The 26,184-nt window shown below is 45.1% G+C and carries 26 protein-coding genes; 6 read left to right on the plus strand and 20 right to left on the minus strand.

The genetic code is table 11. From position 1 onward, the window contains the following. Positions 1-31: 31 nt before the first annotated feature. Both BLW49_RS05155 and BLW49_RS05160 read right to left on the minus strand, forming a co-directional pair. A complete protein-coding gene (locus tag BLW49_RS05155) occupies positions 32-850 on the minus strand; it encodes an endonuclease/exonuclease/phosphatase family protein (protein ID WP_090723473.1) in 819 nt (272 codons plus the stop codon). Between the two features lie 7 nt (positions 851-857). Beyond that, the gene (locus BLW49_RS05160) at positions 858-2,522 is read right to left on the minus strand and encodes a PTS transporter subunit IIBC (RefSeq protein ID WP_090723474.1); all 1,665 of its coding nucleotides are present in this window, start codon (positions 2,520-2,522) and stop codon (positions 858-860) included. A gap of 360 nt (positions 2,523-2,882) precedes the next feature. Between BLW49_RS05160 and BLW49_RS05165 the strand changes: the two genes are divergently transcribed. The 3 genes from BLW49_RS05165 (at position 2,883) to pgmB (ending at position 7,283) form a co-directional block, all read left to right on the plus strand. After that, a complete protein-coding gene (locus BLW49_RS05165; RefSeq protein WP_090723476.1) occupies positions 2,883-3,896 on the plus strand; it encodes a LacI family DNA-binding transcriptional regulator in 1,014 nt (337 codons plus the stop codon). Between the two features lie 423 nt (positions 3,897-4,319). Beyond that, positions 4,320-6,602, plus strand: a complete 2,283-nt coding sequence (locus tag BLW49_RS05170; RefSeq protein ID WP_090723478.1) for a glycoside hydrolase family 65 protein — start codon at positions 4,320-4,322, stop codon at positions 6,600-6,602. A gap of 24 nt (positions 6,603-6,626) precedes the next feature. Next, on the plus strand, positions 6,627-7,283 hold the full coding sequence (gene pgmB, locus BLW49_RS05175; RefSeq protein WP_076311764.1) for a beta-phosphoglucomutase: 657 nt from the start codon (positions 6,627-6,629) through the stop codon (positions 7,281-7,283). Positions 7,284-7,399: 116 nt separating this feature from the next. Here pgmB and BLW49_RS05180 read toward each other — a convergent pair whose 3' ends face one another. The 10 genes from BLW49_RS05180 to BLW49_RS05225 form a co-directional block, all read right to left on the minus strand. Then, entirely contained in the window at positions 7,400-8,161 is a 762-nt protein-coding gene (locus tag BLW49_RS05180; RefSeq protein ID WP_090723480.1) for a hypothetical protein, read from the minus strand. Positions 8,162-8,194: 33 nt separating this feature from the next. Continuing rightward, positions 8,195-8,383 carry a hypothetical protein gene (locus BLW49_RS05185; RefSeq protein ID WP_090723481.1) on the minus strand — a complete coding sequence of 63 codons (189 nt, stop codon included), beginning with the start codon at positions 8,381-8,383 and terminating at the stop codon, positions 8,195-8,197. A 139-nt stretch (positions 8,384-8,522) separates the two neighbouring features. Beyond that, complete coding sequence (locus BLW49_RS05190) at positions 8,523-9,653, minus strand: DUF4269 domain-containing protein (RefSeq protein WP_177178646.1); 1,131 nt, start codon at positions 9,651-9,653, stop codon at positions 8,523-8,525. 21 nt (positions 9,654-9,674) lie between these two features. After that, complete coding sequence (locus tag BLW49_RS05195) at positions 9,675-10,211, minus strand: tubby C-terminal domain-like protein (protein ID WP_143042066.1); 537 nt, start codon at positions 10,209-10,211, stop codon at positions 9,675-9,677. 151 nt (positions 10,212-10,362) lie between these two features. Then, entirely contained in the window at positions 10,363-11,631 is a 1,269-nt protein-coding gene (locus BLW49_RS05200) for a cytosine deaminase (protein ID WP_090723486.1), read from the minus strand. Next, positions 11,600-12,877, minus strand: a complete 1,278-nt coding sequence (gene codB / locus BLW49_RS05205; RefSeq protein WP_076311769.1) for a cytosine permease — start codon at positions 12,875-12,877, stop codon at positions 11,600-11,602. Before codB ends, BLW49_RS05200 begins: the two co-directional genes overlap by 32 nt. Positions 12,878-13,169: 292 nt before the next feature. Then, positions 13,170-13,649: a GNAT family N-acetyltransferase gene (locus tag BLW49_RS05210; RefSeq protein ID WP_047910092.1), complete on the minus strand. Its 480-nt coding sequence runs from the start codon at positions 13,647-13,649 to the stop codon at positions 13,170-13,172. Positions 13,650-13,665: 16 nt separating this feature from the next. Then, the gene (locus BLW49_RS05215) at positions 13,666-14,133 is read right to left on the minus strand and encodes an SRPBCC family protein (RefSeq protein WP_090723488.1); all 468 of its coding nucleotides are present in this window, start codon (positions 14,131-14,133) and stop codon (positions 13,666-13,668) included. A gap of 15 nt (positions 14,134-14,148) precedes the next feature. Beyond that, positions 14,149-14,487 carry a hypothetical protein gene (locus tag BLW49_RS05220; protein WP_076311771.1) on the minus strand — a complete coding sequence of 113 codons (339 nt, stop codon included), beginning with the start codon at positions 14,485-14,487 and terminating at the stop codon, positions 14,149-14,151. 108 nt (positions 14,488-14,595) lie between these two features. Continuing rightward, complete coding sequence (locus BLW49_RS05225; RefSeq protein ID WP_090723490.1) at positions 14,596-15,093, minus strand: hypothetical protein; 498 nt, start codon at positions 15,091-15,093, stop codon at positions 14,596-14,598. A 256-nt stretch (positions 15,094-15,349) separates the two neighbouring features. Here BLW49_RS05225 and BLW49_RS05230 point away from each other — a divergent pair, with 256 nt between their 5' ends. Both BLW49_RS05230 and BLW49_RS05235 read left to right on the plus strand, forming a co-directional pair. Then, positions 15,350-16,411 (plus strand): YeeE/YedE family protein, encoded by a 1,062-nt coding sequence (locus BLW49_RS05230; RefSeq protein WP_047910250.1) that lies wholly within the window; start codon positions 15,350-15,352, stop codon positions 16,409-16,411. A gap of 12 nt (positions 16,412-16,423) precedes the next feature. Next, positions 16,424-16,648: a sulfurtransferase TusA family protein gene (locus BLW49_RS05235; RefSeq protein WP_047910094.1), complete on the plus strand. Its 225-nt coding sequence runs from the start codon at positions 16,424-16,426 to the stop codon at positions 16,646-16,648. 75 nt (positions 16,649-16,723) lie between these two features. Here BLW49_RS05235 and BLW49_RS05240 read toward each other — a convergent pair whose 3' ends face one another. Genes BLW49_RS05240 through BLW49_RS05260 form a run of 5 tightly spaced genes read right to left on the minus strand, consistent with a single transcriptional unit; the run spans position 16,724 to position 19,488 of the window. Next, the gene (locus BLW49_RS05240) at positions 16,724-16,900 is read right to left on the minus strand and encodes a hypothetical protein (protein ID WP_177178647.1); all 177 of its coding nucleotides are present in this window, start codon (positions 16,898-16,900) and stop codon (positions 16,724-16,726) included. A 15-nt stretch (positions 16,901-16,915) separates the two neighbouring features. Continuing rightward, positions 16,916-17,485, minus strand: coding sequence for a histidine phosphatase family protein (locus BLW49_RS05245; protein ID WP_090723493.1), 570 nt, complete (start codon positions 17,483-17,485; stop codon positions 16,916-16,918). 6 nt (positions 17,486-17,491) lie between these two features. Beyond that, positions 17,492-18,010, minus strand: coding sequence for a GNAT family N-acetyltransferase (locus tag BLW49_RS05250; protein WP_256209580.1), 519 nt, complete (start codon positions 18,008-18,010; stop codon positions 17,492-17,494). 36 nt (positions 18,011-18,046) lie between these two features. Then, positions 18,047-18,586 carry an HAD-IIIA family hydrolase gene (locus tag BLW49_RS05255; RefSeq protein ID WP_083655736.1) on the minus strand — a complete coding sequence of 180 codons (540 nt, stop codon included), beginning with the start codon at positions 18,584-18,586 and terminating at the stop codon, positions 18,047-18,049. A 47-nt stretch (positions 18,587-18,633) separates the two neighbouring features. Beyond that, positions 18,634-19,488: a serine hydrolase gene (locus tag BLW49_RS05260; RefSeq protein ID WP_076311774.1), complete on the minus strand. Its 855-nt coding sequence runs from the start codon at positions 19,486-19,488 to the stop codon at positions 18,634-18,636. Positions 19,489-19,715: 227 nt separating this feature from the next. On the opposite strand from BLW49_RS05260, the gene BLW49_RS05265 reads away from it, so the two are divergent. Then, positions 19,716-20,750: a CdaR family transcriptional regulator gene (locus BLW49_RS05265; protein WP_090723494.1), complete on the plus strand. Its 1,035-nt coding sequence runs from the start codon at positions 19,716-19,718 to the stop codon at positions 20,748-20,750. Between the two features lie 243 nt (positions 20,751-20,993). Here BLW49_RS05265 and BLW49_RS05270 read toward each other — a convergent pair whose 3' ends face one another. The 3 genes from BLW49_RS05270 to BLW49_RS05280 all read right to left on the minus strand — a co-directional run bounded on the left by BLW49_RS05270 (position 20,994) and on the right by BLW49_RS05280 (position 26,163). After that, positions 20,994-23,273 carry a glycoside hydrolase family 95 protein gene (locus tag BLW49_RS05270; protein ID WP_090723496.1) on the minus strand — a complete coding sequence of 760 codons (2,280 nt, stop codon included), beginning with the start codon at positions 23,271-23,273 and terminating at the stop codon, positions 20,994-20,996. Positions 23,274-23,555: 282 nt separating this feature from the next. Continuing rightward, positions 23,556-25,202, minus strand: coding sequence for an ABC transporter substrate-binding protein (locus BLW49_RS05275; protein WP_090723498.1), 1,647 nt, complete (start codon positions 25,200-25,202; stop codon positions 23,556-23,558). A gap of 34 nt (positions 25,203-25,236) precedes the next feature. After that, a complete protein-coding gene (locus BLW49_RS05280; RefSeq protein ID WP_090723500.1) occupies positions 25,237-26,163 on the minus strand; it encodes a carbohydrate ABC transporter permease in 927 nt (308 codons plus the stop codon). Positions 26,164-26,184 lie beyond the last annotated feature (21 nt).

Below are 26,184 nucleotides of genomic sequence, written 5' to 3' on the forward strand. Positions count from 1 at the left end.
TTTAATTATCAGTTTACATTGCAAAAACCAATTATATGGTTACAGAAACACCGGAGTGATCAGAGACGATCGGGCTGTCTTTGCCATCAAGAACAACCTTGGAGGACTTAACTGCAAGCTTACGATTACTGAATACATAATCAATACGCAGCTTCTGCTTATTATTCTCCCAGCCGGCGATGGCTTTGACAACGGTATAGCCCTCATCCTTCTCTTCTGCCAGCTCGTAGCAGTCATGCCACCCGCTCTGTGTAACATAATCGTAGCCTTCGCCTTCCAGATGGGCTGCATTATTAAAATCACCCATAATGAATGCCGGCTGACCCTTCACCTTCTGCTTGAGCACATCCAGTGAATTATCCCATTGTCCTCTGAAGGATTCGTCATCATGCCACCAGCCATAATGACCATTCACAAACCAGGTTTCTTCTCCCGAGATGACCGTTTTGATCCCTAATATTTTGCGGGTACGGTAATTCTCATAGTCCCTCATTTCGGAAACATAGGCTTCAAAAGCATCAAGGATCGGAGTCTTCGATAAGAAAGCTAGCCCTTCATCATACTTCTCAAATCCTACATGGATCGGAATATACGTCCAGTAATATGCTTGACCGATCTGTTCGCGCAGTACATGTGCATAATTGTCGGCCTTCACCAACGCTTGATCGTCTGTAACATAGAACGGAGACAGATCGTCATCAGATAACGGTGCCTCACGCTGTGACTGATTCACTTCTTGCAGCGCAACGATATCAAAATCCTCTGTGCGAATGAATTCGGCCAGCTGATCAATCTTGGTCAGCTGATCCTCCTCCATCCAGGCATGCGTGTTCAACGTTAGAATCTTCAAAATGTAATCACCCTAGTCTGTCTTGAATGTCGGACTTCAGAACGTCGGCTTTTGGACCATAGATCGCTTGAATTCCGTTATCCTTCTTGATCAATCCAAGAGCCCCGAGCTTCTTCCATTCCTCTTCATTACCCACTGCATTCACATCATTAACTGTAATTCGCAAACGAGTCATGCAGGCATCCACATCGACAATGTTAGATGGGCCGCCGAGCGTGGCAATGATTTGAGCAGGGAGATCATCTCCAGCGGTTGCAGCAGCAGGAATGTTCTCTCCCGCAGCTTCTGCAGTAGCAGCTGTTTTATCGGACTCTTCATCCGTATAATTCCCAAGCCGTCCTGGTGTAGCCATCTTAAATTTCCCAATCATGAAGTAAGCGATAAAGTAAGAACCTGCAAAGAATACAACCGTTGTAATGACAAAGTTAATAATATCGGCAACAAGGCCTGCATTGATCGACAGCGGAATTCTAGTCAGCAGCTCGATCATACCAAACGAATGAAGTCTCAGGTCAATAATATCAGCCATACCAAAGGCAAGGCCAGTGATGACCGCATATACACCGTAAAGTACAGGTGCAGCAAACATAAACATAAACTCAAGCGGCTCTGTAACTCCGGTCAGGAATACCGCAAGACCGGCAGACAAGAACATGGATTTGTATTTGGAACGCTTGTCCTTATCCACTCTGCGATACATTGCAAGTGCAATACCCATCAGAATACCAGCGCCTGCAATCATTTGTCCTACTTTGAAGCGTGCTGGTGTTACGGTGTCCATAAGCTGCTGATACGCCATTGGATCCGATCCATGCAGATTGGCAAGGTCACTTGCCCAAGCGAGCCATAGTGGATCTTGTCCAGCAACCGTACCGCCGGCATTGCCGCCAGTGAGTACCGTGTAAATTCCGCCAAGCTCTGTATAGTTGATTGGAATCGTCAGCATGTGGTGAAGCCCGAATGGCAGCAGCACACGCTCCAGCGTTCCGTACAGGAATGGGGCAATGAATGGAGCAGACTCACCTGAAGTCGCTAACCATTTACCGAAGCTGTTAATTCCGGTTTGAATAAACGGCCAAAATGCTGCCATCACTACCGCAACAATAACGGACCATAGAATGACAACAAACGGAACGAACCGTTTACCGTTAAAGAAGGCCAGCGCTTCTGGAAGCTTACGATAGTTATAATATTTATTGAACACAACGGCTCCAAGGAAACCAGAAATTATACCGACGAATACACCCATATTCAGTGCAGGAGCACCAAGTACAGAGGTGAAGTAACCATCTACCGTAATCATTTGACCAAACAGCGTCGTAGTGGTTGCACCTTCCTGGCTCAGCATATCATTGGATACGCCAAGTATGGTACCGGTTGTAATATTGATCAGAATGAAGGCGATAAGTGCCGCAAACGCCCCTCCTGCTCTTTCTTTAGCCCACGATCCACCGATCGCGACAGCGAACAAGATATGAAGGTTGTTAATAATCCCCCAGCCGAGGTTCTCCATGACACCACCGACAGTGACAAGGAATGCGATATTTTCCGCAAACATCGCGATCACTTTGCCAAGCGAAATCATGATCCCTGCAGCCGGCATAACGGCAACGACGACTAGCAAGGCTTTACCGAATTTTTGCCAAAACTCAAAAGACAGAAGTTTTTTCATATGCGTTACCTCTTGTGTTTTTTATTGTGCAGCATGGTCTGAACGCCTTGTTCTTTGTTGATATCGCATTCAGAAATCCCTTACAAAATCCTATGTTTATAAAGCCGGTGACACAGTGATTGATAAAAAAGCGATTACATCTTCCTTAAAAATGTGCCATGGCTTTTGAAAAGGAGTTATTGCAAGATCGTGCAACTTTAGTGCAATCGGTTGCAGTGCTATTATAAAATCATTCGCTTTCATTTTGCAACCCATTTTTTTAACTTGCCAATTTTTTTATTCCTCCTGCATTGTTTTATATGTCTAGGTGTGTGTATGATAAATACATCAGAATAACGCAAATTAAAAGGAGATTCAGCGATGGCAGTAACAATTAAAGATATTGCTAAACGAGCCAATGTTGCTACTTCCACCGTATCCCGGGTCATTCAGGACAGCCCCAAGATTAGTGAGGCTACCAAGGCACGGGTTCGCAAAGAGATGAAAGCGCTTGGATATGAACCCAATTATTCGGCGCAAAGCTTGGCCAACCGGATGACGCAGTCCCTAGGCATTATTATGCCTGAAGCGGATGTATCTATATTCCAAAATCCGTTTTTTCTTGAGAGCATTCGGGGCATCAGTGAACTATCGAATGAAAAAAACTTTACAATGGCCATTGTGACCGGCAGAGATGATACAGAGCTCTTGTCTCGTGTAAGAATGATGACGAGGGCTAACCGGGTGGACGGTTTTATCGTCCTGTACTCCAAGCCCGAAGACCCGGTTGTTGATTTTTTTCATCACGAAAAAATCCCCTACACGGTTATTGGTAAGCCTCAGCAATACGTCAGCGAAACAACCCATGTAGATAATGACAATTTCCAAGCAGGGAAAGATGTTGTTACATTCCTCTATGAGCTTGGCCATCGCCGGATAGCTTATGTTGGAGCGGATACAGCAAGGACTGTGCACAAGGAACGGGTTCGCGGATATCAAGCCGCACTTGGCGAACTGAATCTGGAGTGGGATTCCCGTTACTTGATCGGGACATCGTTCACCAATGACGATATTGCCTCTCTGTTCCAATTGGATACGCCACCTACGGCCATGATTGTCGGTGACGATATTATCGCGCTGCCATTGCAAAGGACGCTTCAGCAAATCGGGGTACGTCTTCCGGAGCAATGCTCCCTGATCAGCTTCAATAACCTAACTCTTGCCGATATGATGAATCCGCCTCTCACGTCTGTAGATATCGATATATTCAAGCTGGGTTACCAGGCCGCCAAGAGCCTCATCGAGAAGATTCAGGATCCGAAAGAAATGACCAAGCATATTATCGTGCCGCACCGAATTGTGGAGCGTGCATCATGTACAAGAATAAATGAATAGCTATCCTAAGCTGAAACACCATGAGCAAGCTGTTTGCATTCATTCATGCAGACAGCTTTTTTTCATACAGGCTGTTTTTTTAATTGACAGGGCAACCGGTTGCACTATATACTGTAATCGCAATCAAATGATAACACTTACATTTTGGGTATAAGCTTACGAACTCTGAAGTAAAATGAAGACTTACGACATATGCTGACAGAGAAGCGCCAAGTTTATAATTACCACTTAAGTGAATCAATTTCATAATGCCTTTGGCTGCTTCAATCAAGAGTATATATAGATCAAAACGATTTTGTTTATCTATATAGTTTCAAATTCACCTTTTTTATGATTTATGAAATTGATTCAAGTTTCATCTTATTATTTCTAAACCAACCAAATAGGTATAGCGTGCTTATACGCTGCCCAAGGAGGATTCAAATGTCATATAAACGAATTTTTGATATTGATGCCTGGAAGATCTCCACAACGGAGCTTCACAAAGAGGACCTGCGCTTGCAGGAGAGCATGACTTCCATCGGTAATGGCTATATGGGAATGCGTGGTAATTTTGAAGAAAAGTATTCCGGTGATCATCATCAAGGTACTTACATTTCCGGTGTATGGTTCCCGGATAAGACGAAGGTCGGCTGGTGGAAAAATGGCTATCCGCACTATTTCGGCAAAGTAATCAATGCCATGAATTTTATCGGGATCCGTGTTCTTATCAACGGTGCTGAAGTCGATCTGTATACAGATACAGTAACTGATTTCTATCAAGAGCTCGACATGAAGGAAGGTATTCTTCGTCGCTCATTTACGGTAAATGGACAGGTTCGAATTGAAACCGAGCGCTTCCTCAGCATATCGAAGCTGGAGCTGTGTCTGATTGATTATCGTGTCACCAATCTGACGGATCAAAACATGAATGTGGAGCTGATCCCTTATCTGGATGCAGATACAAAGAATGAAGACTCGAACTACGAGGAATCGTTCTGGGTTGAAGCGGATCGCAAAGTCGGCGAGCCCTATGTCAGCCTTGCAGCAACAACAAAAGAAAATCCATTTGGTGTAGAACGCTTCACCGTCAATTCAACCATGGGTATAGTCACAGATAACGTAACTTCCAAAAAGATAGAAGAAGCTGCCCTCTTCGCCGCAGTTCATTATGTCTATGACGTTGCTCCAAAGGCAGCAGCAGCGATTCAGAAATTTGTCATTGTCACGACTTCACGTGATATGAATACAGAGCAGCTGATCCCTACTGCAGAGAGCATGATGATGGAAGCGATGAATAAGGGCTATAACCTGCTCAAAGAGGAGCATGTCAATGCTTGGGCTGAGCGCTGGGACAAGGCGGATATCGAAATCTCTGGCGATATTGAGGCTCAGCAAGGAATTCGCTTCAACATCTTCCAGCTCTTCTCGACTTACTATGGTCATGATGAGCGTCTGAATATCGGTCCTAAAGGCTTCACAGGGGAGAAATACGGTGGTGCAACGTACTGGGATACCGAAGCTTATGCCGTACCTATGTACTTGGCGCTTGCTGACAAGCGCGTAACCGAGAACCTGCTGCGTTATCGCCACAACCAGCTGGCAGGTGCACATCACAATGCACGTCAGCAAGGACTGAAAGGCGCGCTGTATCCAATGGTAACCTTCACAGGGGTAGAGTGTCATAACGAGTGGGAGATTACGTTTGAAGAAATTCATCGTAACGGTGCTATTGCTTATGCAATCTATAATTATACAAACTATACCGGAGACACCAGCTATCTGGTGAATGAAGGTATCGAAGTACTTGTTGAAATCAGCCGCTTCTGGGCAGATCGCGTTCATTACTCCAAGCGTGCCGGCAAGTATATGATCCATGGCGTAACCGGACCAAATGAATATGAGAACAATGTTAACAACAACTGGTACACGAACAAGATGGCAGCTTGGGTACTGAAATATACAATGGACAGCTTGTCTAAAGTATCCGAAGCAAGATCACAAGAGCTTGGATTAACGGAGAGCGAACTGGCGAAATGGTCAGATATCGTAGAGCATATGTACTTCCCGTATGACGAAGAGCTGGGTGTATTTGTACAGCATGATACTTTCCTGGATAAGGACCTCCGTCCGGTATCCTCGCTTGCGAAGGAAGATTTGCCATTGAACCAGAAATGGTCTTGGGATAAAATTCTGCGTTCACCTTTCATTAAGCAGGCAGATGTACTTCAAGGAATTTATTTCTTCGGAGATCAGTTCACATTAGAAGAAAAAGAACAGAACTTTAGCTTCTATGAGCCGATGACAGTACACGAATCATCTCTGTCCCCTTCCATCCATGCCGTGCTTGCTGCCGAGCTGAAGATGGAAGAAAAAGCAGTAGAGATGTACAAACGCACCGCGCGTCTAGACCTGGATAACTACAATAATGATACAGAGGACGGTCTGCATATTACTTCGATGACAGGAAGCTGGCTTGCAATCGTTCAAGGATTTGCCGGGATGCGCACTTATAATGAAACACTCAGCTTCTCTCCGTTCCTTCCAAAAGGCTGGACGAAATACAAGTTCCATATTAACTACCGTGATCGTCTGCTGAATATTAGTGTAGAACAAGATGAAGTGAAGATTACACTGGTATCCGGTGAACCACTCACGATGGAATTGTATGGAGAGCAAGTTGAGATTACGAATGAATCTGCATTAGTAACAACAATCGCATCTTAAGCGAAGAAACGGGTGAATTGTAACATGAAAGCAGTTATTTTTGATCTTGATGGCGTGATCACCGATACGGCAGAGTACCACTACCTTGCCTGGAAGAGTCTTGCGGATGAGCTCGGCCTTCCTTTCGATAAAGAATATAACGAGAAACTCAAAGGCGTAAGCCGAATGGAGTCTCTTGAGCTGATCCTTGCACTTGGAAATGCTCAGTATACAGATGAACAGAAGTATCAGCTTGCCGATCAGAAGAATGAGCTGTACAAAGAAATGATCAAGAAGGTAACACCGGCAGATCTTCTGCCCGGCATTGAGAGCCTGCTCAAGGAATTAAAGGAAGCCGGCATCCTTATCGCGCTGGCCTCTGCGAGCAAGAACGCTCCATTTATTCTGGACCGGCTTGAAGTGACGCCTTACTTCGATCATGTCGTTGACGTAACACAAATTAAGAATGGCAAGCCTGACCCAGAAATCTTCTTGACTGGCGCAGCCAAGCTGGGCGTCCTCCCTTCGGATTGTGTGGGCGTAGAAGATGCTGAAGCAGGCATCGAATCTATTCGATCCGCTGGCATGTATGCCGTGGGTGTCGGTACACCTGCTCAAATGCAAAAAGCCGATCTTATTGTAGCTTCGACCTCAGAGCTAACTCTGGACTTACTGAAGTCTAGTCATGCAAATAGAGCTTAATATGGAAATAAAATAAGAGCCGCTTCCTTAATGAATTGCACCCTGTTTACTCGACAGGAAACACTCATTAGGGGAGCGGCTCTTTTTTGATCATTCAAGGGTACATTGGCTGTGCTTCAGCTTTTTGCAATTTGTTTATACTTCTTAAGCGCGTTTACAGACACATCTGGCTGAATCCCCGTCATTTTATATATTCGCTCGGCCCAATCCTCTATCTGATCAAGGGGAGATTCGGTGATGAGTTCCCGATTGTTGCTTATAAAGCTTCTTCCTCCTTCATACTCCCAGTGGACAATTTCATTCTCCATCGGAACTCTCATCTCTACAAGTGCATTATGCAGCAAGGACTGCGAATGCTCTCCTGCAGCGATCAAATCCTGAAGATCAACCGGTGTAAGATCAAAAACCTGACTGCTCGTCTTGCCATTCGGCCTAACCCAAGTGAAGGATAAGTGACTGCTTCCGTGATGATCAAGCTTTATTTTGCCCCCTGTAATATATCCGCTGAGCACCTCTCCACCGTATTCATCCGCCGTGAAGTCCATGAGAATCGGCTCAATCCATTGATCCCCCAAGTCGCAAAAATATTTACGCCCCTGCTCGTCAAGCGCACACACAGCTGCATGTGCCTCCTCTGTACCGAGGCCTTCTCCTATGGCATAAGCTTCAATCCCGGCCTGCTTGAACTCCTCAATGAGCCAGATCGCCAGATCAAAGCAATTTCCCGAGGTGCCGAATCTCTCGCGATGCTCCTTCATCTCTTCTACACTGCGCTGACGGACAGAGGACTGATCATAATACCATGCCTTGGTCAGCGTTTCCATGGGGAAAGAATCGAATTTATGCCAGACTTGAAGAATTTGAGTTGGTGCCTTCATCTTCATATACCCTCCTGGATTAAACGAGTTTAATTAGAATAAATTATGAATCTGTGCAGCTATTGTCCATACAATCAATCCAAAACATAACGCACAGCAAGTTCCTTCCCATTTGTAGGACTGGTTCATTACAATTTTCTTCATTGCCTCGAGCAAGGTAATAACAAAGAAGATCCCGAGAACCGGTATCAGGTAGAAGCTAAGGGATAACAGCACTGTCATTAACGGCTTCCTCCTATCTTAATAATAGGACACTCTTCTTCAAATCATTTTGAGTCATTTCAACGGAGGCATTGGATTGTCATAGTTCGAATACTGGGGGAGCAAAATCTCATTCGTAAGTGCCAGCCTATTATGCGACTTACCATAGCTGTCTAGTTCGGATATAGGTCTTCCCTTCAAATGGAAACTTCAACAAATACCAAAGATCCTTCTCGATATATTCCTTCACAGGTTCCACTTCTTTGATATCAGATGAACGATTGTAAAAATGATGATTTAGAAAGGAGTTGACAAAAGTGTAAAATTTCTCTCCCAGCTCCCTAGATTCTTCGGGAAGATGGCACTTCCATTCCACATCTCGAACTTCAACAGCTAGAAATGAAGGATCAGCATCGAAGTATTCATAATCCTCATCATCATCCCCGACAACGCTTGCTTCCAAGGCAGAAATGAGCGAAGGGTTTTCTTTTTTCACATCAAGCAAGGTGCATTTGAAGGTAAACTCGTCTTTGCCATGGATCGTCAGATGAGCTACATTCTCATTCCATCCTTGGGACACGAATATGGTATGGTCGTCTATATAACGCTGATAACTGTATTCGGCATTTGGACCAAAAATAGGATCGATATGATCCTTTGACGGTTTATAAGAATATACACGATTTTTTACAAAATCACTGATTCGGCAGATGATATTTGAATAACTCTCACCTGTCAGTCTAATTTCTTCATCAGACCAATTATCAAGCTCAAACAAAGATTCATACGGATCTCCGCTCAGATATAACAAAAAGGCAAAGGCTGCCTCTGTCTTCATACCCTGTCTCTTAAGGGATATCACTTGATTCGCAAAATCATCTCCTGCCAGTCTGAGAAACCGGTCTTCAATGAGCATATGCCGATAAGCATTTTGTTCAGAAGTAGGAATCGGCTGACCAAATACCTCAATACCCCAACCCTCTAATCTAAAACTGGCCTTCATTCGTTTGATGCCGTCTACGATTTTCTCGGATATTTTAAAGCCTTCGTATCCTCCAAATTGGTCTGTGAGCCGCTGATTAAATTCGGAGAAATCATGTACCTCGCAAATGATATCCAGATCGCTTCCCTCTATGTCAACTGCAATGGGAACAGTTCCTGTAAGAATGGGATCATAAACTTCCAATTTATCCATGACTTTGAACTGTGTTAGGACTCGATATACTTCCTGTTGCACTTCATTCCCTTCTATTAAATAACGTATGTCTTTATATAAATGTTTGTTTTGCATTGGTGGTTTAACTCCTTCCATTTATCTGTACAGCAACCGGACTACACGATCTACACAGGCCAGCAGCATAGGGGGCAATTCATCGTTGTGTATTTTAATTTGTCTGGTGAGCATCGGATGATTTGATCCACCACTCTCTATCTCTGCCACCAGCATTTTTCCTGAATTATGAACAAAACTTGTTTTGTCTAATAATTCTTTGGTATAAGTAAATTCCTCGTTCTTGTATGTAAAAATAAATCTAGGAGATAATTTGATTTTGGTGCGATCTTGTAGAATATTCTCTTCATCACCATCAGGACCAATATAACATATACTCCACTTATTACGTCCTAACCAAATCATCTTATCCTGGATGGATACGCGGAAACCTGTTTGAAGATCTTCTCCGTCAACACTAATCTCAAGACTATTTATAAACCAGTTCGCAGCATCCAATCCTTTATTACGATATACACGCCTTAACGAGCCCAAGTCTTGATTGACCTCGTTTTGCAGTATAGATGGGGCCTTAGAATGTGTCATAAATGGGATTTTATAAGAGTACTTCCTCTCCATTGACTCCGCTCCCTTTTTGAGATGAATATCACACATACATCTTATGTACTCCATTAGAAGTATAATGTTGCGCAGCCCGATCTACAAATCAAAAAAACCTGCACGGAGCGCTCCATACAGGTTTTCAGACAGGTTAATGTTTACGATTCGATTACTTGTTAAAGCTGACTTGCTCAGCACCATCTCCAAGAATAATGGATGCCTGCTCGGGCTTTGTTTCTGCAATTTTACGGCCTTCTTTGAAGGAATACAGAACAGCAGCCTGTTTGCGTACAGCCTCATATTCATTCTCCGCGGAGAGTACAATAAAGCTCGCCGGTTTGCCGGCTTCGATACCATATTTATCTTCAATGTGCAGTGTTTTTGCACTATTACTAGTAATAAGGTCAATCGAATTGACGATCTGATCGTAGCCAAGAAGCTGTGATGCATGAATTCCCATATGCAGCACTTGCAGCATATTGCCTGTTCCAAGCGGGTACCATGGATCAAAAATATCATCATGCCCGAAGCAGATATTGAGACCTGCCTCCTGAAGCTCCTTCACACGAGTCAGTCCTCTTCTCTTCGGATACGTATCAAAACGTCCTTGAAGGTGGATGTTCACGAGTGGATTGGACACAAAGTTCAGTCCGGCCATTTTTAACAATCTGAACAGCTTATAAGTATAAGCATCATTGTAGGAGCCCATTGCTGTCGTATGGCTCGCAGTTGTGCGTGCACCGTATCCGCGCTCATAGGCTTCCTTCGCCACAACCTCTACGAACCGGGACTGCTCATCATCGATCTCATCACAGTGGATATCTACGAGCCGGTCATATTTCTCGGCAAGATCAAACGCAATCTTCATCGACTCTACACCGTATTCTCTCGTAAATTCGAAGTGTGGAATGCCGCCAACCACATCAACGCCCATCTTCAGTGCCTCTTCCATCAGCTCGGTCCCATTCGGATACGAGAGAATGCCTTCCTGAGGGAAAGCCACCAGCTGGATATCTACATAAGGCGCCATCTCTTCCTTCACTTCGAGCATCGCTTTGACTGCAGTCAGGCTTGGATCCGTTACATCGACATGCGTACGAACATGCTGAATGCCTTGAGCAATCTGCCATTTGAGTGCAGTCTTGGAGCGTGTCTTCACATCCTCATGCGTCAAAGAAGCCTTGCGCTCCGACCAGCGCTGAATTCCTTCAAAGAGCGTACCGCTCAGGTTCCACTCCGGCTCACCTGCTGTCAAGGTTGTGTCAAGGTGAATATGCGGCTCAATAAATGGAGGCAGTAGAAGGGAACCGTTGACGTCGAGTACCTCATCGTTCGTGCTTGTTATGGATTCCTGTGTAATTTGTTCGAACTTTCCATCTGTCACGAGGATATTCCACAGGCCCTCTTTACCCCGCAATTTCGCGTTCTGTATGATCATTTGTCATCACCTTTTCATTAGATACTTTTGTTGAGAATACGGACATGAGTACGATGTATACGACGGCTGTGCCCAATAACGCATTAAGCGGCGTAATGCCTGGAGCGAGCTGTGCAAAAGCAACCCCGATCGCCCAAGCGAGCATTGCTAACCAGTTTACCTTTTTAAAGCTCATGCTGGCATATTCCTTGTATGTTCTGCGTTTGACGAAAAAGTAGTCAGCGATAATGATTGCACCGATGGATGGTACCGCAGCACCCAGCACATTCAGAAAGCCGACAAAATTGTTGTACATCCACATCGCAAACACCGTGCCGACAATACCATTTATAATAACAAAGAACTTCTTGGAAATCTTCGTAATGTTCGCAAAACCTAATCCTGATGCATACAAAGCATTGTCATTGGTCGTCCAGATATTTAAGCCAAGTACGATAATCGCTGGAATGAGCAGCCCTTGCAGGAACATGACTTCGGAAATATCGGCCAAGTTATAGGCCATGGCGCCAACCGCGCCGAACAGGAACATTAACGAGTTGCCCAGGAAAAAGGCGATGACGGTTGCAATAACGGCTTGCTTGGATGATTTGGCGAAGCGGGTGAAGTCGGGTGTAAGCGTCCCTCCGCTAATAAAGGACCCGATACAGATCGTCATGGCCGCAGCCACAGACAAGGTTTGTGTTGGTGTGTAATCAAGCAAGCCTTGCATGCCGCCAAGTGTATCGACACCCTTAAGCATCGAGTAACTACCCAATATAGCGATCGCTGGAACCGCGATATATCCAAGGATTACCAACGATTTCATACCAAAGATTGCAGAAGCTGTCATCGCCAGACCGAAGATGAAGATGAGTAAATTCACATCCCAGTTCATCGCCTTTGCGACCGGAACTGCAAACATCGCTACACCTACGCCGAACCAGCCGACCTGTGTAAAGCCAAGCAGGAAGGAAGGCAGATAGGAGCCTTTTTCACCAAAAGAATATTTAGCCAGCAAGTGGGTTGAGAGCCCCGTCTTGGCGGCGATATGTGCGAGTGCGCCCGTGTAAATACCGAGCACCAAGTTCCCCGCCAGCACGATCAGCATAAACTCAGTGAAGCTCAGGCCAATGCCCAGCTCTCCGCCCGCCAGCATACTGGCAGAGAAGAATGTGAAACCCAGCATAACAGATAGTGTCTTCAAAAATTGATTTCTCTGCGTTTTCGGTACCGCCTGCAACGAAAACTCTTGATCGTTCTTACTCATCAGAATACCCCCAAATAAAAGTTTCCTGATACCAAAAAGAGCAGAAAAAAGAGGCTAATCGCCGTCGTTAAACTGACAATTAGCCTCATTTGTACATCATAAGCCGCGCGAATATAGAGAGCATCTCTAAATAGACTATGCCCTGCTTCACGCCGATTACGAAAATCCGCTGTCCTTGCCAGCCTCTCTGGACTGATTTAAAGGTACCAGTATTTAATTACGTTCTATTATTTTAGAAAATCAACCCTATGTCAATGTAATTATTATCCAAGTGCCAAAAAACAGGTGTCATTTATTCATTGGACAATACTACGGACGTCTCAATTTGCCTGTCAGGTACAGTCCAATAAGTCTTGAGCAATCTCATCTTATCCTCTTGAGAAACCCTATTAAACCCGTGTTTGTTGTAGAAGCGGATCGCCCATGAAGCATCTGCCCATGTGCCTATTAGAACAGGCTTATTCGTAAGCGCAAGCAGGTGGGTCAGCAGCATGGAACCGATACCTTTTTGGCGAGAATTCGTCTTGACGTATGCGTGCCGGATCAAACTAACATCCCCCCGGTCTTGTATCCCCATGACACCAATCAGATTGCCTTCAAGCTCATATCCCCAAAACACAACTCCGCTCTCGATCTCGCTCTGCAGCTCGTCCAGTGGCATATAAGGCTCGTGATAGCAATCCTCGGGTATGATTCCTTTATAAGCACGCGAAGCATCATTAACAATCTCATAGATTTCCTGCATTTCAACAGAACTACACAGCCTGATCATATATCATGCCTCCTATTTAATAAGCATCCTCTTTCTCCAGCCACTCCTTTAGCCGTTTATTCCGATGCTCCAAGAATCGCTTCATATACGACTCAAGTACCCAGCGTTCCGCCATTTTCCCTAATACTCCAAAATGAGCTTCAAATATTAATACATCCTTCATTTGGGTATACTCGTGGTCTATAGATGAGAAAAAATGCTGATGGGTCATGCTCCGAAATGCCCCCGATTGCATCTCGTCCGTAAAATAGATCGGGCGCTTGTAGGCTGTCACTTCGGAAGTCAATTTTTGTCTGACACCAAAATGAGTGGCCTCAAAGGTTACCGTTTGACCACATTCAATGAAACCGTCTGTAACGCCTGCCACAGCCTTTTCTTTGGTATGCTTCCATACCGTTACGGGATGAAGACGGATATTTCTGGCGGCATCAAAGCATTGCTCTATTGGAGCCCGGATGATGATACTCGTGTCCAAAGTAACCATGCTGGGTTCAGCTCCTTATTTCTTGAAATATAACAGGATATCAAAGGATTGAAGCATCGCATGATGATTAACCGACTGTTTGTACTGAGGCATCATCATCGGTTCATACAGCAGAATGAGGATAACGAATCCGATCCATAAAAGTGCATGGGATAAACGAAGCTTCAACTTTCTGATGAGCAATAGATTGGCTGGTATCCACGCGAACAGCATAAGGAGTAAGGAAGCAATAACCAGCAGTGGCGGCACATATCCTTCAATCAGCCAACTAAGTAAGCGGAGCCAATAATAAGTAAGTAATGTGAGCAAGAAATTATATAACAATAAAACCGCAATCCTGCTATAAGCTTTCATTCAGAGACTCTCTCCTCCGCCTAGAACGAATAGGCATAAGTAATTCATACCTATTAGACGTCATTCGTTAACGATTTGTTTTAGTCATCCTGAAATTTGAATACATATTCATGAGTCCTTGGACTGCTTAATCAAATTACCTCTTACAACAAGCCAGCTTATGAAAGAAGTTATAAACATGCCGACAAACAGCACATAAATGTTATAAAAAACAGTATTCGTATATTGATTCAGCCAACCAAACCGATAAATGACAGATCCCGGGTCATCCGCAAAACCTCCCAGCTGAGTTTTTAAATCTTCAATTTCCATAAATGCCATAAAACTAAAAATAAGAATAAAACAGATCAGCAGGATGGGAACCCTCATCGTAGCCACATATTTATCATGAACAGAAGCGAATAGCTTCTTCATAAAGAAGAAACTGTATATAAACAAGCCGATGGAGTACAGCAATGCCGGAACTAAGATTAATAGTCCTGGATTACCATTTCCTGAAGTGGAGCCGCCGGGCTCATATTTAAAAGTGAACAAATCAACAAGAAGCACTAGCACTAAACTGATCAGTACGTTTACGCTAAATACCACCATATCCCTATAGATCACTTCATCACCCTCTTATTGGCTTATATCTCGATTTGCTGCTAGATAGACACATGCCTCCTTGGAATCACACATCTCCTAAAAAATATATCACACTTATATATGGTTTTACTTCTAATCTATGGATGATATGGTTGGAGATACACTGTTGACGTTGTACTTTTGTGTGTTAGAATCAGAATACAAAGAAAGCATAGTAGTTTACTAGTATTTAGAATGAATGCTATGAAAAATAAGGAGAGTGAGCAAGTTGTTACAAATGGTCATTACAGGACTTTTGTGCGGCGCCTTGCTGGGATTCGTTATGCAGCGCGGCCGGTTCTGTCTGACAGGCGGATTCAGAGATATGTACATTGCCAAAGACAACCGCATGTTCTATGCGCTGCTTATCGCAATATCTGTACAAAGCATCGGGGTATTCGCATTAATTCAGACAGGTGTCCTTCAATATGATGCTGGGGAATTTTCATGGGTAGCCACCATTCTTGGTTCATTTATTTTTGGTATTGGCATTATTCTGGCTGGCGGCTGTGCGACAGGCACTTGGTATCGTGCAGGTGAAGGACTGATTGGCAGCTGGATTGCCCTGTTCGGTTACATGGCGATGGCCGCAATTATGAAATCCGGTCCACTGGCTCCGGTTAACTCCAGCTTAAGTGAGGTCGCTACGACCACAAACTCTATTCCGGCAACGTTTGGACTGTCCGTATGGCCGTTTATTGTATTACTGGTAGCCATTACGGTATTCTTGGTAGTAAGACATTTGCGCAAGCCTAAAGTGTTCATTCCAACATTGAAGCCTAAACGCAAGGGTCTTGCCCATCTACTGTTCGAGAAACGCTGGCATCCATTTGTCACTGCTATTCTGATCGGACTCATTGCCCTGCTTGCATGGCCGCTCAGCGCAGCTACAGGCAGAAACTTTGGCTTGGGTGTAACTACACCTTCCGCAAACATTTTGCAGTATCTCGTAACTGGCGATGACGGATTTATCAACTGGGGCGTATTCCTCGTGCTCGGTATCTTCGTTGGTTCCTTTGCTGCTGCGAAGGCAAGCAAGGAGTTCCGTTTCCGCGCTCCGGATGCGAAGACAGCTGTAACCAGCTTTGGCGGAGGACTGCTAATGGGCTTTGGCGCAAGCTGGGCTGGAGGCTGCTCCATCGGTAACGGTCTCGTCATGACGGCAATGATGACATGGCAGGGATGGATTTCTCTGGTCTTTATGATTCTGGGTACATGGACTGCATCCTATTTTGTATTCATACGTCCACGCAAAAAAGCGAGCGCAGGTGCCGCCGCTTCAACAACTGCAACTGCTTAGGAGGAATTTAACATGCAACAGAAACTACAAGTTCTCGGAATGGTTTGTCCATTCCCACTGATCGAAGCAAAAGAAGCAATTAAAACGATAAACAGCGGCGACGAGCTCGTCATTGATTTCGATTGTACACAAGCGACGGAGAGCATTCCGCGCTGGGCTGCTGAGGATGGACACTCCATTACCAACTATGAGCAGCTGGACGATGCTTCTTGGACTATCACTGTGAAGAAAAAATAAGCTGAGCTTATATGAAAAGCGATCCTTTCAGGTTAACTGATAAGGATCGCTTTTTTTGAGAGCAAAACCCTTGAATTATTGAAGATGGTCCTGATCGTTGTTAAAACCTTGATGCTTGTCGATATAAATATCCAAAGCTTGTATGCCCCGTCTGGCCAGCTTGACAAACAGCACAATCAAGTAAATGGCGACAACAATAGAAACCAGGTAAATGAGTATTCCAAACAAGCTAAATGCCGAGTAAAGAGCCATATCCATCACCTTCCTTTATATGCTTATTTTGTAAACTCCGATCTCCCTTAAGAAATCTCCTCTCGTGAGGCCTGACTCCCCAAGAAATTGCCGGTAGCTGTTAATGGTACCATCATGGGTGACGCAATATACATTGCCTTCAAATCTACTGATCCACTTTAAAAATTTATCTGCCTGAAATTCAAATTGCTCATTGGAGAGTGTATTAATTCCTTCCTTCCATAGCTCCTGCTCGGACGGCACAACTGTATAATCAGGATAGTCAGCAGATATCTCTTCCAAAGTATAAATCTTGTCGCAGCCAAGGGGCTCCCATGCTGGATTTTGCGGAAACATTCTTGGTCCGAGAAGCGGCGTAACATATTTCTGTATCGAGATGTCCTTGCTCCATATATTTACCGTTTCTATGGTTCTTCTTGCAGGACTTGTTACGACCACATCACCAGATACTAGCGGATACAGATGGCGTAATTGTTCTGCTTGCTGGTTCCCACTCTCTGTTAAAGCAGGATGCTGCATATGCAGCTGGTTGGGCCAGTTCAACGTATGCTCTCCTTGAGCATGTCGTATAAATACCAATTCCATGTACGATCACTCCTGCTCACAGCCTTCGTTCTCAATCCAGTACCTTTGAATTTGAATTCCCTCGATGATGACTTCTGACTCAAGGACTCCCCCATTCGAAATGATTGTCTTAGCCGAAGCGATGTTGTCTTTATCACAAGTAACCAGTACATTACGGATACCTAGTGTTTTGGCTTGTTCAAGCGCGAGTGAAAGGAGCATTGCTGCGTATCCTTTTTTTCGCTCACTTGGTCTGATGCCATACCCAATATGTCCGCCACGCCCTAATAGAAAGTCATTCAGTTCATGGCGAATATTTACAGCACCTAGCACTTTACGATCTGATCTTACAAGCCAAAAAGTGCTGCTGTTCACCGTTAAATGGTCCAGTTGGCTCCCATTTTCTAACTCGCTTAACTTAGCTAAAAAACAGTCAAAATCAGAAGGATCGTATCTCAGCACAAAAGGAATCATTCGCTCTCCGGCCTCTGTCCATTCGAGGATCATATCGAGATACTCTTCCCGATATTCGTACGAAGGCTCCACGAGAAAAACCTCCTCCACTCTCTCTCACCTCTCCTTTTACAGCCTTCGAAATAGCAGCCAATTCACCGCATCCAGCAGGTTCTCCGCTATATAATCCGGTACAACCTCCGCCCAGCTTGATCGATAGTCGGTTAGTGATCCCATTCCCCACCCTGTCTTGACAAGCACTTTCAGTGCCCTAACCGCATGTGCTGCTAGTATATCCGTATCGCCGACGTCACCAATGACAGCGCACTTTGCTAGATCGAGGTCATATACTGCTGCAGCCGTATGCAGCATGCCGGGCTTCGGCTTCCTGCAATTACAAATCTCCGTACTTCCATGCGGACAGATAAATGCATCATCAAACCCATACGATAGAAACTGCTCTCTGAACTCTTCTTCACTTGCTTGCTGCTTCGATATTCGATGCTGGTTCGTAAACGCAAACACCTTGATTCCCTTTCCCTTTAGCAAATGGATAGCATCAAGCGCTCCGTCATACAACACAAAATCGCGCGGATGGATAAAGTGCCCCGTCCCCCCAATGGTTCCATCTCGATCTATAAATACAGCCTGCAGTTCCAGTTCAAACACCTCTCACTTGATCCATCATCACAGAATCTATTTCAGTAATTCCATTCTTAATAGTCTCTCAGCAGCTGATCATAGATGATCTTGGCTATTCTTTGAATCACGGGATTGCCGATACGCTGAGCTTCTTCATATATTTCCGTTGTCATAACCTCTGTCATCACTGCCACGGCAAGCTCTCTACCTGGTATCAAGAAGTAACCTGCATCATGTGTAACATTACTCGCTTCTCCTGTCTTGTGTGCGATCAGCATGTCACCAAGCACAGCGCCAAATTTCGTATTCACCTCTTGCCTGGACATCCATAGAAGCAGCAGCCGTCGAGAATATTCAGAGAGCACCTCCCCTTGATATACAAGCTTGAGTAAATATGTGAGCTCTCGGGCATCCGCATAATTGTCCAGCTCCGGGGACTGAACAGGTGCAAACATCTTGCGTGCAAGCTGCGTCTGGTGTATCCCAAGTCCTTCCAGCATAGCTCTTACCCGCTCAAAGCCAATCATATCAATCAGGACATTCGTTGCCGTATTATCCGACTGCGCGATCATGAGTTTTGCCAGCCTTCCTATGTTAATACTAAGGGGCATAACTTCCAGCTGAAGCGATCCCGAGCCTCCTACTACATCCTTATCCCTCACGACAGCCTGATCTTCAAGACGAACTTCACCTCGATCAACCATTTGCAGCAGTGCACAGGCAATCGCCAGTTTGATCGTGCTTGCTGATCTGTACCGCTCTTCTGATCCGATCGAGAACCCTAAGTTACCAGCGGTAACGCTTAGATCAGCCACACTGACTGTTACGCGTACTCCGTTTAGATTGGCTTGTTCTATTAACGGACGAAGTGGTTTCATGATGTGATGAAGCGAACCTGCATACAGCTCCTCTGACGATAATTGCGGCATGAATAGCAGCTCCTTTACATGATCAAGTTACAGCAGCTTTCCACCATGTTACCATTGACGAAGATATTATTTCCATATTTTATTTAAAAAGGGATGAGATCCCTTCCCCCTCTATTTACATGTTCTTCTCATAAAGCTTCGTTCATCTGCACAAAATAAGTTATACTTTTAAATAGATAGTTTAGACAGCCGTTACTCTGAGAATGAACACACTGGAGAGGGAAGTAATGTACCAATTATCCGAAGCATTAGCACAAGATATTGTGAACCGCATGATGAAGGACATTCCGTACAATATCAACATTATGAATGATAAAGGCATTATTATAGGCAGCGGGAATCCAAGCCGTATTGGCACAGAGCATCGTGGAGCCATTAAAGCGCTTGAGAGCGGAAAAATGGTAGAGGTATGGGAGGATCAGCGTTATGAAAAAAAGGGCACGAATGAACCCATCGTTATTAATCAAGTCCGCGTAGGCGTTATCGGGATCTCGGGCAGCCCGGAGGAGGTACGTCCCTTCTGCAGCATTGTAAGAACAACCGTGGTGCTTCTAATAGAGCAAGGGATGGCACTAGAATCGATGCAAAATGAAGCTAATCGTAAGAAGGCATTTCTAGAGGTCCTGCTAAATCATCAAGGGATTTACTCACAGAAGCTGCAAAAAAAAGCGCTCGCCTACAACATTGACCTGTTATTACCGACAACAATTCTCTACATCCATCATTCTGGGATGAATGCTGAAATTTCCAATATTCTTCTTATATATCCTTCATTTATTATCGAGGAAGATATATGCATCGTTCTCATGCAGGATGTCAAGGAGATCAAGAAGGTAATCAAGCAGCTGCTGCAAAGTCAGCCCCTGCTTAAGATCAGTGTTTCGCGTCATGAAATCCATATTGCTGACAGCTATGATCAGGCCAAGTCTGCGATGAGGACAGCCCGGGCCCTGCATCTCCCCGAACGAATTATTCTGTATGATCAGATCGAGTTCCTTGTGAAATTAAGCGAGACAGTGCTTAACGGCTCCGAGCATCTCATCACCAAGTTGGAGGATAAAGAGTCCGTGGATCTGCTCGATACCCTGAGAGTATACATCAATAACAATTGCAGTGTATCCGACACTTCCGCAGAGCTGAGCATTCACCGGAATACACTTCAATACCGGCTCAAACGGATTTACGATCTAACAGGCAAGGACCCACGAAACACGTTTGATCTGTTTGAACTAACTTATGGACTACTTGCGCTGTATAAATAGCTGTATTCTGCATTATTGGCGTACAGATTTAGTCACGGGCGTGATCCTTACATATTCCAACCAAAGCTGGAGCTCCATAGCGATATAAACTCTTATACGCATTTCCCAAGGTATTGACTACAACCTATAACTTATAGCAAAACGAGGCAGACCCGCGAATACCATCGCTACGGACTGCCTCTATTGTTTGTTTTTCTGTCACATTAGATTAAATCTCATGAAGGAGATCGATTTATTAATTGATCATTGAGTTTGTGACAACGTCTCTGACGAACTCGGTGTAAACGTATACGTTGCGCCAGCTTCTGTGTTGAATGAAATTGGCTTTAGGCCAGGACCTTCCAACTGACAAAGCCCAGCAATTGAACTTCTTACGGTGACTTCAGTAATTTTCGATTTCGCCCAGGAAAATCCAATGGTATATCCGCCACGAGCCCTGAGCCCCTCTACACTTCCTTCACACCAATTGTCTGGTAAGGCAGGCAGAAGCCGGATCACATCGGTGTGGCTCTGCAATAACATCTCAGCAATGCCAGAGGATCCCCCGAAGTTGCCGTCAATCTGAAACGGAGGATGATTGTCAAAAAGATTGGGCAACGTGGAGTTCTCCAGGAGAGCTCTTACATTTTCATAAGCCTTCTGCCCATCCTGAAGTCTTGCCCAAAAGTGAATGATCCAGGCCCGGCTCCATCCGGTATGCCCCCCACCATTCTCCAATCTACGTTCGAGCGTTGTACGTGCGGCTTTTGCAAGTTCCGGCGTGTATTCTGGAGTGAAGCTTTCTCCAGGGTACAAACCAAATAGATGTGAGATGTGCCGGTGTCCCGGTTCCACTTCTTCGTAATCCTCCATCCATTCCTGGATTTGTCCGTATTTGCCGATTTGAGTCTTGGGAATTCGCTTCAGAGCAGCAGCAAGTTCTTCCCTGAATGTATGGTCCCTTCCGATCAACTCGGCACTTTGAATGCAAGCAGTGAACAGAGCTTCAATAATCTGAAAATCCATCGAAGCGCCAACGCATAGAATCCCCACCTCACCACTTGGCAGCTTGTAACTGTTCTCTGGAGAAACGGAGGGACAGGTAATCAGACGGCCATCCGCATCCTCAATCAGATAGTCAAGAAGAAATTGCGCAGATTCCTTCATGGTTTCGTATGCTTCTTCCAGAAAATTGAGATCCTGACTATAGCGATAATGCTCCCATAAATGCAGGCATAACCAAGCAGCGCCCATCGGCCAGAAGGAAGCTGGCAGGTAGGTATCCTGAGGGGCCGTGTCTGCCCAAATATCCGTATTATGATGTGCGGTAAACCCCCGGCAGTCATACATCTTTTGTGCCGTAATTCGGCCAGGCTCCCGCATTCGCTCAATCAGATCGAACAAAGGCTCATGGCACTCGGCTAGATTGCAGTTTTCGGCGAGCCAGTAGTTCATTTGGGCATTAATGTTGATCGTAAATTTGCTGTCCCAAGGCGGAGTGAAACTGTCATTCCATATTCCTTGAAGATTAGCAGGCAGGGAACCTGGCCGGCTTGAGGATATTAGCAAATAACGACCAAACTGAAAATAGGTTTCGATCAATTCGGGGTCTTCTTCTCCCCTTTGGAACTGTTGTAATCTCTCATCCGTCGGACCATCATGACGATCAGAACTTTTGGACAGGTTCAACGAAACCCTGCTGAACAGTTCATTATAATCCGATGTATGCCGTACAAGCAGTGTTTCATAAGGAATTCGGCTGAGCTCTTCCATACGAAGTTTAGTGTATAATTCCGGATCTTCCTGGCGGAAAGTCGTTTCCGCAGCAAGCAGCAGTGTGACCGAGCTCGCATCCTTGAGTAGCAAATACTCGCCAAGGAGCTGACAGGTACCTCCATCTGGTATCGCTTTCAACACAGCTGCGAAGGAACTGCCGTCTTTACCACCGCATTCACCACGCATAATGAGTCCATTCTGCTCCCACTTTTTGGTTTTCTCCAGGTATCTCCAATTCTGACGATTGAATCGGGCTTTCATGGACAAGGCATTCTTCTTGTCTGTTGAGATTCGGATGATGATGGCTTGATCCGGATGGCTGGCAAACAGCTCACGAGTATAACGGACACCATTAACGTTATAGCTAACCTTGGAGATGCCCCGGTTCAAATCCAGCTCACGTACATAGTCCTCAACAGGACCATCATGATTGCCGAATGATAACTGCAGCTCACCAAGTGGCACATAATGTCTCTGGGCTTCAGGAAGCCCGGCCATCGTCATGCTGGCCATCTCTTCAGCCTCTTGGAGTTTCCCTTCCATGATTAACTTGCGGATATGGGGCAGATTGGGCAGTGCATCTTCGTTATTCCGATCCCGGGGCCCCCCATACCACATCGAGTCTTCATTTAACTTCAAACGCTCCTCCGCTACGCCTCCAAATATCATTGCCCCAAGCCGACCGTTTCCGATTGGCAAGGCCTCGTTCCATATCTCTGCCGGTTTGCTGTACCACATGCGATGATTGTTCCGATTCGATTCTTTCATTCTGAACCTCCACTATGAATTTCAATGAATGATAAGAGATTAATCTCATAATAACATCGTAACAAAGAATAAAAATAACGTATTCATGCAGATCCATACTCTTTCATGATATGGAATCGAAAAGATCATATATTGGGAGAGTTTCTTCGATAAAAATCAATGGTGGGTGGCTGTCTGCCATAAAAGATTAAGGACCTGATTCGCAAAAATGCGAACCGGCCCGTGTTTGATAATAATGGATGAAAGTGCCGCCCAGGATGGGTATAAACCTCCCCTTTCTCCCTACTTGGAAATGGATGAAGTATCATACGCTGCCTGCATAATTTCCAGATAACGCTTGATGTTGAGGCCTTCCAGCCCTTTTACGTAATCGTCCCAATCCTTTTCCAGACTCTTTGCTCCTGTAATGAATTGCAGGGCATTCTGGTCAATATAATCCTTGAGGTTCGTCTGCATCATGCTTGTTTCGTCCGCATTTGCCGGATCGACCCATAGTGCCCAATGCGGAAAAACTTCCTCGGGTTCTTTTCCTTCCATTAGGAGTGTTGCCTCATAAAGTCGGCGCTCATAACCGTCACCTGCATAGATGTCCTTGCCTTGTACTTCGGCATCCCGATATGCTCTGTGGTGATTATACTGACTCAGTGCACCCCAGCTGTCATTACGAGGCTCCTCTCCTGTGGAGAGGGGAATGGCTTTGTAAAGCGGCTCTACCTGATCATTAAGGGCCACATCGCCTTCCTCCGGCTTGCGCCAGCTGGTGCCCTCCTCACCCAAATATGCACTCATGGCTCCCTCTTGTGTATAGAGATAATCCAGCATTTTTATGGCTGCAATCTGTGTCTCTTCACTTGCCTTGTTCGTGAGTACAAACGATGCTCCAGGGTCAATTGGATAGTTGTAGGACGCATAATTGGCATGCGGCCCTTTCAAAGGAGGAATCGGATTATAATCCTTTCCATAGGGAGCACCCTCAGCCGTATTTACAAAAAGAGATGGATGCATGGCAGCACCTGCGCCAAGAAGCTGCGCATCCGCATTATCTCCAATTTTTTTAAAGGCCCCAACATTTTGAGTGAACGCACCGGGGTCAATCAAACCTTCATCGTATAGCGACTTGATATAGGCCAGTCCTTCCTTCCACTCCGTTTTGTTCGCAACCGTATCAACCCGGCCATCCTTTGCAATGAGATAGGTTCTGTCATCGTCGTAGATAAACCCGTTCATCAAATAGGGAATGATGTGAACGCCGAAATTTTCAATGGAACCGCTCAGAGGCACTTCATCCGCTTTGCCATTGCCGTTCGGGTCCTTGGTTTTGAATGCTTTTAGCACTTCCTTAAATTCTTCCGTCGTTGTAGGCTCGGATAAGCCCAGCTGCTCTAGCCATTTCGTATTCATCCACATTTTGTTCGGATATGAGCAGTGGAAGCATTCATTCAAGCCCGTCAGTCCGTAAATATTGCCGTCCGGTGCTGTATTCATTGCTTTATAATACTCATTGCTGTCCAGTACCTTTTTGATATTCGGTGCGTATTGCTCAATTAGATCATTGAGCGGTACAATGACACCTTGCTGTCCAAATTTCAACAAGTCCGTTTGAGAGAAACGGTCAACCCATGGAATGAGAAAATATAGATCCGGGTAGTCCCCCGAAGCTAATGATATCTGTCTCTTTTCAGCTGCACCGTCAAAAGGAACCGTCGTCCAGTTTATCTTCATGTTAAACTTCTCTTCCATTTTTTTGGTAAACTTGTTCGTTTGAAGGTTGGTATCCGAACTTTGGTGCGCGAACACGTTAATGGTCACGTTGTCTCCGGATGAAGGGCTGCTCCCCTCTTCTCCGCTGCCCTTTGAGGATGAACATCCCGCCAGTGCCACAGACAGGAGCAGTATAAAAGCAAGTGCGAATGACCCTGATTTTCTCAAATAGACCCTCTCCCTTACAATTAATTGTAATGAACTAGCCCTTGACGGAGCCAATCAACATGCCCTGAACGAAATATCGCTGCACAAACGGATAAATGATGAGTACCGGCAAGCTGGCCATCACAATGAGTGAGAACTTCATCAATTCGGCCATTTGCTGCTGCTTCACCATCTCTCCTACATCCATATTTCCCGTACTGTTACTCAGAATCAGAATGCTGCGGAGAATCAACTGAAGCGGATAGAGCGATTGTGTTTTTAAATAGATCAGAGCATCAAAATACGCATTCCACTGCCCAACGGCATACATCAATGACAAAACAGCCACGATGGGTTTGGCGAGAGGCAAAATGACGCTGAAAATGAAACGGATATCACTGCATCCGTCAATATCGGCTGCCTCGGACAGCTCATCCGGGATAGAATTCTGAAAAAAAGTACGTGCGATAATCACCTGCCACACCCAGATGGCATTAGGAATCAACAGAGCCCAGCGGGTATCGATCATTCCCATGGATTTAACCACTAAGTAAGTTGGAATTAATCCGCCGGAAAATAGCATGGTGAATGTAATAAACATCATGAGAGGGCTGCGCCCAACAAAGGTTTTTTTGGAAAGCGGATAAGCAATCATAATGGTCAGTGCTACACTAATGATTGTTCCTATTGTGGTGTAAAATAACGAATTGGCGTAACCCATGATAACCTGATCGTTGCGCAATACAGACTTATAGCCGTCGATTGTCATATCAACAGGCCACAGCCAGACTTTTCCGGATGTAACTGCAGCCGGGCTGCTCAGAGAAGAGCTTACGATATAGATCAGTGGATAGAGCACTGCAATCAAGACAACCGTCAGAATGAGGTAGATGATGGCTATAAACACCCGGTCCCCAAAAGATTCTCTGATGGTGCTCCTCTGACTAACCGCTGAACCGGCTTGGGACTGCAACTTGCTCATCGGATTCCTCCCTTTCCTAAT

This window comes from Paenibacillus sp. PDC88, from assembly GCF_900106725.1.
In the GTDB taxonomy this organism is placed as follows: Bacteria; Bacillota; Bacilli; order Paenibacillales; family Paenibacillaceae; genus Paenibacillus; species Paenibacillus shunpengii.